Origin of the sequence: Streptomyces sp. 5-10 (assembly GCF_014712245.1) — a bacterium.
Classification (GTDB): domain Bacteria; phylum Actinomycetota; class Actinomycetes; order Streptomycetales; family Streptomycetaceae; genus Streptomyces; species Streptomyces violaceusniger.
The window spans coordinates 54,162-62,877 of record NZ_JACVYG010000059.1; the positions used below are offsets into that span (position 1 = coordinate 54,162).

General features: G+C 65.6%; 9 protein-coding genes and 1 tRNA gene. 3 read left to right on the forward strand and 7 right to left on the reverse strand.

The genetic code is table 11. The features are described 5' to 3' along the window. Positions 1-102: 102 nt before the first annotated feature. Positions 103-174 (forward strand) — tRNA-Arg (locus IEJ02_RS40370). 332 nt (positions 175-506) lie between these two features. Beyond that, positions 507-1,328: a DUF4231 domain-containing protein gene (locus IEJ02_RS40375; protein WP_191069329.1), complete on the forward strand. Its 822-nt coding sequence runs from the start codon at positions 507-509 to the stop codon at positions 1,326-1,328. A gap of 118 nt (positions 1,329-1,446) precedes the next feature. On the opposite strand, the gene IEJ02_RS40380 is transcribed toward IEJ02_RS40375, so the two are convergent. From IEJ02_RS40380 to IEJ02_RS40410, 7 genes are all read right to left on the reverse strand, one after another. Continuing rightward, on the reverse strand, positions 1,447-2,853 hold the full coding sequence (locus IEJ02_RS40380) for a tyrosine-type recombinase/integrase (RefSeq protein WP_191069330.1): 1,407 nt from the start codon (positions 2,851-2,853) through the stop codon (positions 1,447-1,449). Next, the gene (locus tag IEJ02_RS40385; protein ID WP_191069331.1) at positions 2,850-3,047 is read right to left on the reverse strand and encodes a helix-turn-helix transcriptional regulator; all 198 of its coding nucleotides are present in this window, start codon (positions 3,045-3,047) and stop codon (positions 2,850-2,852) included. The genes IEJ02_RS40380 and IEJ02_RS40385 overlap by 4 nt, the downstream gene beginning before the upstream one ends. Further along, positions 3,037-4,413 carry a replication initiator gene (locus IEJ02_RS40390; RefSeq protein WP_191069332.1) on the reverse strand — a complete coding sequence of 459 codons (1,377 nt, stop codon included), beginning with the start codon at positions 4,411-4,413 and terminating at the stop codon, positions 3,037-3,039. Before IEJ02_RS40390 ends, IEJ02_RS40385 begins: the two co-directional genes overlap by 11 nt. A gap of 346 nt (positions 4,414-4,759) precedes the next feature. Continuing rightward, entirely contained in the window at positions 4,760-5,050 is a 291-nt protein-coding gene (locus IEJ02_RS40395) for a hypothetical protein (RefSeq protein ID WP_191069333.1), read from the reverse strand. 37 nt (positions 5,051-5,087) lie between these two features. Next, positions 5,088-5,276, reverse strand: a complete 189-nt coding sequence (locus IEJ02_RS40400) for a hypothetical protein (protein ID WP_191069334.1) — start codon at positions 5,274-5,276, stop codon at positions 5,088-5,090. 12 nt (positions 5,277-5,288) lie between these two features. Continuing rightward, positions 5,289-6,650 (reverse strand): FtsK/SpoIIIE domain-containing protein, encoded by a 1,362-nt coding sequence (locus IEJ02_RS40405; protein ID WP_191069335.1) that lies wholly within the window; start codon positions 6,648-6,650, stop codon positions 5,289-5,291. Then, a complete protein-coding gene (locus IEJ02_RS40410; RefSeq protein WP_191069336.1) occupies positions 6,647-7,009 on the reverse strand; it encodes an SCO3933 family regulatory protein in 363 nt (120 codons plus the stop codon). The genes IEJ02_RS40405 and IEJ02_RS40410 overlap by 4 nt, the downstream gene beginning before the upstream one ends. Positions 7,010-7,208: 199 nt before the next feature. Here IEJ02_RS40410 and IEJ02_RS40415 point away from each other — a divergent pair, with 199 nt between their 5' ends. Beyond that, a complete protein-coding gene (locus IEJ02_RS40415; protein WP_191069337.1) occupies positions 7,209-7,955 on the forward strand; it encodes a GntR family transcriptional regulator in 747 nt (248 codons plus the stop codon). The last annotated feature ends 761 nt before the right edge of the window (positions 7,956-8,716 follow it).

The window sequence follows — 8,716 nt, forward strand, 5'->3', positions numbered from 1 at the left end:
TCCCACCTCCCGGACGACCGGCTCCCGATAAGCGTTCATGACCACCCTCTGCGAGCTGATAGTGTTCTACCTGTCGCCGCGAGACAGCAGCGACAGACGCAAGCCCCCGTAGCTCAGGGGATAGAGCAACGGCCTCCGGAGCCGTGTGCGCAGGTTCGAATCCTGCCGGGGGCACTTCAGGTGAAGTGTCAAAAGACCCCGCCACCAGCCAAGACGCTGGATGCGGGGTCTTGTCGTATGCGCAGCCGGATGCGACCGAAGGCAGCCCCATGGCAGTGATCACGTAATGACCACGTAATGATCTTGAAGGGCTTAGCCGCAGGTCACGAGCGCTTCCGCATCGCCTCAGTCCGGACGCCTGCACAGACCGCAGACGAGGCATGACTCGTGCCGCCAAGCGATCCATCAGGAGCTCGACACGTCGCCCCCTCCCACCCCGTCATCTCAACCGGTCACGATTAGCATTGCCGCCCGACACTCCGAGTGATCGCCTGTTAGGAGCACGCATGGAAGCGCGACGACCTCTATTATCCATCGAGAAAGAGCTCATCCAAAATGAAGCCGACTTAAAAGAGAAGCAATTCCTTAAGCGCTTAACGGTTATCTGGTTCGCCAGCAGCATCATTCTCGCAATAGGCGCCATTGCCGCCATCAATGAATTCGCCCACTTCGACAACGACCCAAAGGGTTTCGGCCGCGGCGATACGAATGGCCTCATAGGCTTCTTCGGGTTAGCCTCTACCGTGGGCGCCTCTTTTTACTGGTATCACCTCAGGCTTTCATTATCCAAAAAACACACCGATAACCTGAAACTGGAATCCGAACGGAAGCATCTCCTTGCAGAGGAAGATCGCTCCCGCTCCGTCCGAGGGGCCTTTGCCGAGTATCGCGAGACAATCCCGCTTGTGCGAGATGAATACAGACGGAGCGCAGAGCGCTACAGGGCGAGACACAATCGATTTCAATTAACGGTCATTGTCGGCTCGATCTTAACCTCAGTCAGCACGACAGCAGCCGCAGAGCAAGGGTTCTGGAGTTGGGCGGCAGTCGCCGTTAGCGCATTGGTGAGTATTTCTGCGGGCATCATCTCATACTTCAAATTTCGCGAACGCAGCCTCAACCTACAACAGACAGCAGACACTATTGATTTGGAGCTTCAGGCTTATCAACTCAGCATCCGGCGCTATAAGGGCATGACACCCGAAGAAGCATCATCCACTTTTGCAGAAGAGGTAGAAAGAATCAGAGAGGAACAACGCAAAAAAGAACTCCAACTAGAACAACCTCCCGAAGCCACCCCCAACGCCCGCAGTCAAGGAAACCAGTGAAATTGCCACCCCCAAGGGGCCAGTTTCCCGCTACCAAGCGCGTACCAGAAGTCCCCTATATATGACGAAAGCCCCGGTCGCCCGGGGCTCGCGTCAACCAACGGTTATCAGGATGGTTTCACCTTTCGGTGTCGGCCTCCTCCTGTTCCTCCTCTCCAAGGCCCTTCATGATCCGTTCGTTCATCTCGGCCTCTTGGCCGTCGATGCACTTCGCGTAGATCTTCAACAGCACCTCGACCGAGTGCCCGACCCGCGCCGCGACCTCCGGACCAGGTACTCCGGAGTTGAGCCACTGGGAGACGCCCGCGTGCCGCAAGTCGTACGGACGAGCAGCCAGCACCGAGGAGACTTGGTCAGGTAGCAACGCCAGTTCCCGCGTCGCTTTCCAGACCCGCGAGTAGGACGATGCTGCTACGACGTTGCCCCGCTCGCTGTTGAACAGCCGTCCGTCTTCCCCCGTCCCGAACTCCTCCAGGTGCTCCCGGAGCAGCCGGACCAGCGGCGGCGGGATAGGCACGAGACGCGCCTCGCCGTCGTCTCGCTGCTTCAGGCCCCGCCGATCGTGCACCTCGCCGGAATCGGTCCACGCCTTTCCCGCTGTCGGACGCGTCTCTTGAAGCTCGATACGGCCCCATCCCTTCTCGGGGAGCACACAATCCGACGACCGCAGGCCCAGTGCCTCACCGGGGCGCGCAGCCGCGTAGTACAGGACGCCGAAAAACGCCCGCAGCCGCCGACCACTCGCCCGCTCGTAACCGCCCACGTACGTCACCGTCGTCAGCAACTCCCGTGCCTGCCGAGGGTTGACCACGACACGACGGTCAACCTCCTGTACCGGCCGATGCCCGTTCTTCCGTTTGCGCTTGATCTTGCTCAGCGGATTCACAGAAAGCATCTCCAGTTCAACGGCGTACTCCAGGCAGTTGAACACCACTGCCCGCCGACGCCGGTATGTCTGCGATGCCGCCGGTTTTCCATCGAGTTTCCGGCTGACCGCATCGACCAGCGCCTGAGCGTGCTTGATGTCCTGAAGTTCCCCGACTGGCAAGGACGCCTTTTCGAGCCAGCGCACGGCAGCCGCCACGCTCTCCGGCCGCTCCCTTTCCCTACGAGGAACCGGCAGCAGGTACGAACGCAGCGCCTTCCGCAGCACCGCAGGGGAAGGACGTCCCCGCATGGCCTTGACCAGTGCAGGAACGGCCGTAGCCAACGCGTCCGTCATGCTGTCCCGCTGCTTGGCGGAAGCGTCCTGCCAACGGTCGCCCACGTACGCGAGCGCCAGCTTCAGGAAAGTCTCAGCCGCCTTCCCACCTCGGAATGAATCCGGAAGACCGGTCACGGTGTCGAAGGGTTCTCCCTTCTCCGTGGCTCGCAGCAGCTTCGCACGGAACCTGTCGGCCAGTGCTTGCGTCTTGTAGACCTCATGGAAGGGATTGCCGTCCACAGCCCAACGCACCAGGTACGTCGGTTTCTTCGCCGAGCGGTTGATGCTGATCTTCCACACGGCCACCTTGTAAGACTTCACGCGGCTCCCTCCGCGTGATCTTCGAGCCAGGCATTGAGCACATCGCGCCGTACACGAAGCTCGCCATTGGGCAGCCGGATGCAGCGCGGCGCGATCCGCAGTTCCCGCCAGCGATAGAAGGTCCGCCGGGAGATCCCGCCCAGTTCCTCCAGTACTTGCCGCACGGTGAGCAGTTCGGCTCTCTCACGCGCCATGACCGCCACCGCCCTCCCGGACCGACGCGGCCACGAGAGCCGCCTCCGGGCTGTAGCCGCGCCCCGCGTACCGCCACTGGCCCACAGTGATCACGGGCCGATCGGTCAGGCCGAGCGCGGCATGCTGCTGCTCCGCTCGGTGCTCGGCGCGTGCCTGGCGGAGCGCGGTCAGCGTGGTCGAGTAGCGCCGCGACTTGGTGGAGAAGTGGCCCCGGTAGCCGAGCATGTGGGCCCACCGCCGCAGCCGAAGCGGCTCGAAGGGAACCAGACCGCCAAGCCACCAGCAGGTGCCGATCATGCGGAGCATGTGGTCCCGCACGGGCAGCGTGGCCAGGTCCCGCGCGTGACGGATACGCCGGTCCACTGCACCAGCGGACTCGGCCCCCTTCGTGGCGTACTTTGCGATGTAGCCCGCTACCGCCGCCGAGGTCAACGGATCCCCCACGTCGGACGACGCGATGGCCCGCACATCAACCTGAGCCCCGAAGCACAGCACCCGCCGCCCGACGACATCCGCGCCGAGGGCAGGAAGCCGGACCAGACCGACCGCGCTCCGCACAGCTCCCGCCAGGAGCCGAGTAGTCTCCCAACCAGGCGGCGGCGACCCTGGCCCTTCCGGACCATCGAGGCGAACCACGGCATGGAAGTGCACCAGGCCGCGCCGCTGGTACTCGGCGACCTTGGCGTATGACAGCCGCGCCACCTCGCCGAATTCCTCGCGCGGCACCCCGATACGGCGCGCCAGCTCGCGGCGGAGCTCCAGGACGAACCGGTGCCACAGCTGCCCGGCATGAGCCTGCCAGAGCACCGCGCCCGCGTAGTCATAGCAGCGCGGACACAGCGGCTCGCCGAGTCGCGGATCGTCCTCCCCATGCCGGACGTGGCATCCAGCGGGAGTACCGTGCGCGCAGCGGTCCGACGCCTTACGGGGTCGGCAGGCCCGCACCTGCCCATCCTTCTCACGGCGCGTGTGGACGGGACCGAAGCCGGGAGCGGTCAGGGTGGCGAACACCCGAGGGTGCCCGCCAACCTCGGCCGGAACCTCCTTGCCGCCGACCAATCCCGCACGCACCAGGTGGTACGTGTCGGCCCGGTAGACGCGTGAGCAGGTCGGGCAGACAGCCGCTCGACGGTTGCCGCACGCGACCAGCAGCCGCCCACCGTCGTCATCGGGCACGTACGAGCGGAGCACTTCCCCGGTCAGCGCGTCGGCCACGATGGCACTGCCGACGAGGTGAACCGGATTAGTGCAGCCGCCGAGGCAGACGATGCCGCGATGCCAGCTCTCGAAGCCGGGATCCGCCGCCCGTGCGAGAAGAGCGGCCACCCCCGGAGGCAGCGCCTTGGAGTCGAGGGGTTCGGTCATCGCGAGCCCCCGAACGCCTGCCGCATCACGGCCGCGATGGCCTCCGGACGCGTCTTAGCCGAGAAGCGGAACGTCGGCTCTGTCAGCCAGACGGCCGCAGCGTGCGCGGCGCAGAGCCGCAGTTCCCTTTCCTCAGGGCCGACGAGGACGACCTCAGCAGAGCCGACGCACGTGGGGTGCTCCTCCTCGCGCAGCTCGCACCGAGGCGGCGGAGATTTGCGCGAACGATTCGCGGTGGACAAAGTGTGAGTACTCCTTTCACTGCTTACGTGGCGGATGGAGTGGGTTCCTGGCGGGGTCGGGTTTGGCGACTTCGCGCCCCGCTGGGAGCCCGTCTTGCAGGCGTTCACTGCCGCTCCTTGGGCGGCACGGCCGTGACGTGGTACGTCACCGGGCCGAACTCGCGCCGCGCGGAGTAGTAGCCCTCACCGAGGTCTTCCAGCGGCACGCCGAGCAGTTCGGCGGCGGACGCAGCGCCCGCGCGACGAGCGGCGGTGTCTGCGGCGTTGACGCAGACACCGACAGACGGGTGATACGGCACCAGGACCTCGGGGTTGTCGGCCATGAAGTCGGCCAGGGCCCGCAGTCCGGCGATGAACGCGGCACGGTCACCGGTTTTGATCACATATTCCGGCATGGGTAGCCGCTCCTTTCAGGGATGGATGGGGACAGAACTAGAGCTGTCCGAGGAAGCCGCCGACTCCGTCGAGGGCCGCCTGAACGACCGGCGCGGCAGCGGTCTTGGCCAGCAGGAAGCCGAAGGACCCGCAGAGCAGGACCACCGACCACCGCAGGTAGCGGATGTGGAGCAGGAACCAGATCAGGAGGCCGAGCAGGAGCACGGCCGACATGGACACGAGCACGGACTTCCCCTCTCATTCGTCGCGGTCGAGGCGTTCGAGATGCACCGTGAACCCGCCGGCGCTATCGGCCAGAGCCGGGAGGTACGGGGTCAGGTGGGCGTAATCAGCGGCGATGGACTCGGCCTCCTCCTCCGAGACCAGGCGCGAACGGGCCCGCTCCCAGCCGTCCGCCGAAGCCAGGACAGCCGTTCCCGCGTCTTCCGGCGCGATGGACTGAGCGGCGTGCAGCGCATCCGGGTTGAGATCCCCGAGCGTCATCTCCGCCGTACCGGGGTCGGCTACGCGGTGGCAGACCCGTCCGCCGAGCTGCGCCCGCAGGGCAGTGACGCCCGGCCCGAGATCCGAGCCGACTCGCTGCCCCGCGACGACGAGGTACACCCCCAGCGCCGCGCCGAGCTGAGCCAGCCGGACCAGCGCCGTCGCCGCCGCTTGCGCTTCCTCCTTCTCGCTGCGACCGGCGATGAGGAACAGCTCGGCGATCTCGTCGACGATGACGACGATCGGCACGGGGCGTTTCTCGTCAGGCAGGCCCCAGATGTTCCGAACCCGGTCAGCCCGACAGAGCTCCATCCGGTCTTGCGTCTCGTCCACCAGCGCGGCGAGCAGCTTCACGGCCTGAGCACGGTTGGTCGCCAGCGCGGACAACCGCGGCCCGTACAGGGACAGTTCCATACCGCCCTTGCAGTCGATCCCGACCAGCGCCACCGGTTGTGGCGCCATGCCTGCGACGAGTGCGTTGATGAGCGTCGACTTCCCGGACCGGGTGGCCCCCACGATGAGCCAGTGCGGGATGTGACGCAGGTCGAACACCCACTGGGCTCCGGTTTCCAGCACTCCCACGACGACCCGCAACAGCCGCTCGGAGCCACGTTGCTTGGGTATGCGCGGATCCTTGAGCGGGTCAGCGGCCATGGCCGCTATCCGCACGACACCGGGCTTCCACGTGGTCACCCGGACCGCGTGAACCTCCCAGTCATGCGCCATGGCCGGAGCCGCGTTCACGAAGTCCTCCGGCACCTGGCCGGGCAACAGCCGCACCAGGAACCAGAAGCCCCCAGGCGCCAGCCGCACAGCACCCCGACGAGGTACGCGAGGCTGAGGCGGCGGAGCACCGTTGCCGACAAGGCCGGAGACCACCATGAGCGCTGCCTTACGGCTCACGGCCAGCCCGCACCCGGCCATCAACGGCCGCCATGTCCGCGCGACTCGGATGCACGCGGCCGGAAAGCCGATGCACATCCACCAGGCCGCCGGGTAGCGGCGGCGCAGGGCCGGGCCCGCCAGAAGCAGACCCGACGCCAGCACTGCGGCCACCATCAGAACCCAGCTCAGCCAGGTCTCCCCCGCAGAGGGGGCGGAGGCCAGCGCGATCATTCTCCGGCCCCCTTCCGCGCCGAGGCGGAGGAGGACGAGGACGGAGCCGTCAGCGGCTTGATCTCGGCCGCACGGAACGCGATGCCGTGCCGACCCTCGTTCTCCCACGGCGTGGCGTACAGGTCTCGCACCTGCACGGGCGCGCCGTTCTGCACGCCGGTCGGCTCGCCGGGGACGCTCACGTTGACGACCTCGGCCGTCGTCCCGGCCATGAGGCACAGGCCGACCTGGTACAGCGTCTGACCCGTCTCCCGGTCCACGCGGAGCTGACCAGTCTCGCGATTCGCGACACGCGGGGTCGGCGCGACGGCGCAAATGATCCCCGTGAACTTCGCGGTGTCGATCGGTAGGGCTGCCACTCTTGAACTCCCTTGTCTCAGAGCCCCGAAGGCCGTTCCTTCGGGATGATTTCCACCCGTAGTACGGGTGCGAGACTCAAGAGTGCGTGCCCGTAGTACGGGTTGTCAAGCGCATCGATTCGAGAGAGGCTGTTCCAACCGGAGACGATTCGTCTACGGATCGAGACGCTTACGCGACCGAGGTCCACGGAGGGCCCAGATGCCGACCGAGCAGCCAAAGGCCAAGTACCGACAGATTGCCGATCACCTGCGGGAAGGCATCCTCGACGGCACCTACCCAGCCGGCCAGCCGCTCCCCTCCGAGGAAGTACTGGCGAAGCAGTTCGGCGTGACCCGTCCCACCGTGCGGCAGGGCATCGCGGAGCTACGGGCCGCTGGTCTGGTCGAGGTGATGATGGGGCGAGGGATGTTCGTTCGCTCGCCCCACAGCCGCCCCAGCCTCACGCGCCCGCGCGGCGTACGACGTGAAACGGACGGCCGATACGTCGAGGCCGATGGCATCCGCTGGGAGCACGCCGAGGAACCCGTGGCCACACGGACGGATGCGCCGCTCGCTCTCGCCGACCTGTTGCGGATCCCGCCGGGCGAGCCGATGTACACCTACGATGTGTTGGAGACCGCCGATCGCGGCCGATTGCGCCAACTCCACCGCACCTACGTGCCGTTCTCTGTCCTGCTCGGCACGAAGTACGAGGAGCAGGCCCCGCCTCCGGCGCCGTACCTGCACACAGCACTTGCCGAGCTCGGCCACGAGCTCCACTTCACGGAGTACGTCCGCACCCGCATGCCGCTCCCCGACCAGGCCCAGGCTCTCCGCGTTCCAGAAGGCGTCCCAACCCTCCAAATCCTCCGCGTAGCCCTGGACGAGCAAGGCAAGCCACTCGCCTTGGAGGAGCTCCATCTCCCGGGTGACGCCCTAGAGCTGTCGTACGACCTACGCACTTAACCAGGCGCATGCCTTCACGCAAATTTACAGCGAGACTCAAACCGGCAGTTGGTCCGCCCACCAGACTTGGGCACCGGCACATCGAAAGTTGTAGTTGAACTACAAGTCGGGCACACTGCCACGTGACACTGTGGTCGAGACCGAGCCCCCTGAGCTTGGCGGCAATGAGGCCCGGCCCCGACCAGGAGCTGAAGGCCCAGGTTTATCCTGGGCCTTCGTCGTCGAACCAACGATGTAGGGCGTAGACGATGCCGAAGCATCGCCAAGCAACACGTAACGCTGCTACGCCACGTCGCCTTACAACGTGCCAGGCCCGCATAATGCGAACCCGACGGAGCTCCTCGGCATCCGGCTGAGCTTCCCGAATTGGCACTGATCACCACCTCCTCCCTCCGAACGAGTGCGATAACGCACTCGCGAAGAGGGGGGAGCTGATGCGCGGTCAGCCCTGCTAGATGACGTCAGCCTAACGATCCAGCCATGCCCGCTGCACCGTTGGGCCAACTTCCCGCCAACCGTGATCGCATGGGGCCACGTTGTTTCCTTTAACAGCCTGCGTGATCATGAAAGGCTACGCAATACAGAATCACGAGATTCCGACCATAGTGGACGAATCGCGACGCTTGCGATGTCGGATCCCAGCTGATGCGCGACGTTCTGGTCTCACCTGATGCTTGACGGTGGGCCTAGACAACATGGGAAGCCCCGTGGGGCTTGTTCGCTTTCACGTTACGGACCGGGACATCGGTCGTGCGGCGGAT

What these genes read in the sequence shown, in the direction of transcription:
- IEJ02_RS40385 (WP_191069331.1), bottom strand. Translation starts at nt 3,047, where the DNA reads ATGGCGCGTGAGAGAGCCGAACTGCTCACCGTGCGGCAAGTACTGGAG.
- IEJ02_RS40375 (WP_191069329.1), top strand. Translation starts at nt 507, where the DNA reads ATGGAAGCGCGACGACCTCTATTATCCATCGAGAAAGAGCTCATCCAA.
- IEJ02_RS40415 (WP_191069337.1), top strand. Translation starts at nt 7,209, where the DNA reads ATGCCGACCGAGCAGCCAAAGGCCAAGTACCGACAGATTGCCGATCAC.
- IEJ02_RS40395 (WP_191069333.1), bottom strand. Translation starts at nt 5,050, where the DNA reads ATGCCGGAATATGTGATCAAAACCGGTGACCGTGCCGCGTTCATCGCC.
- IEJ02_RS40405 (WP_191069335.1), bottom strand. Translation starts at nt 6,650, where the DNA reads ATGATCGCGCTGGCCTCCGCCCCCTCTGCGGGGGAGACCTGGCTGAGC.
- IEJ02_RS40390 (WP_191069332.1), bottom strand. Translation starts at nt 4,413, where the DNA reads ATGACCGAACCCCTCGACTCCAAGGCGCTGCCTCCGGGGGTGGCCGCT.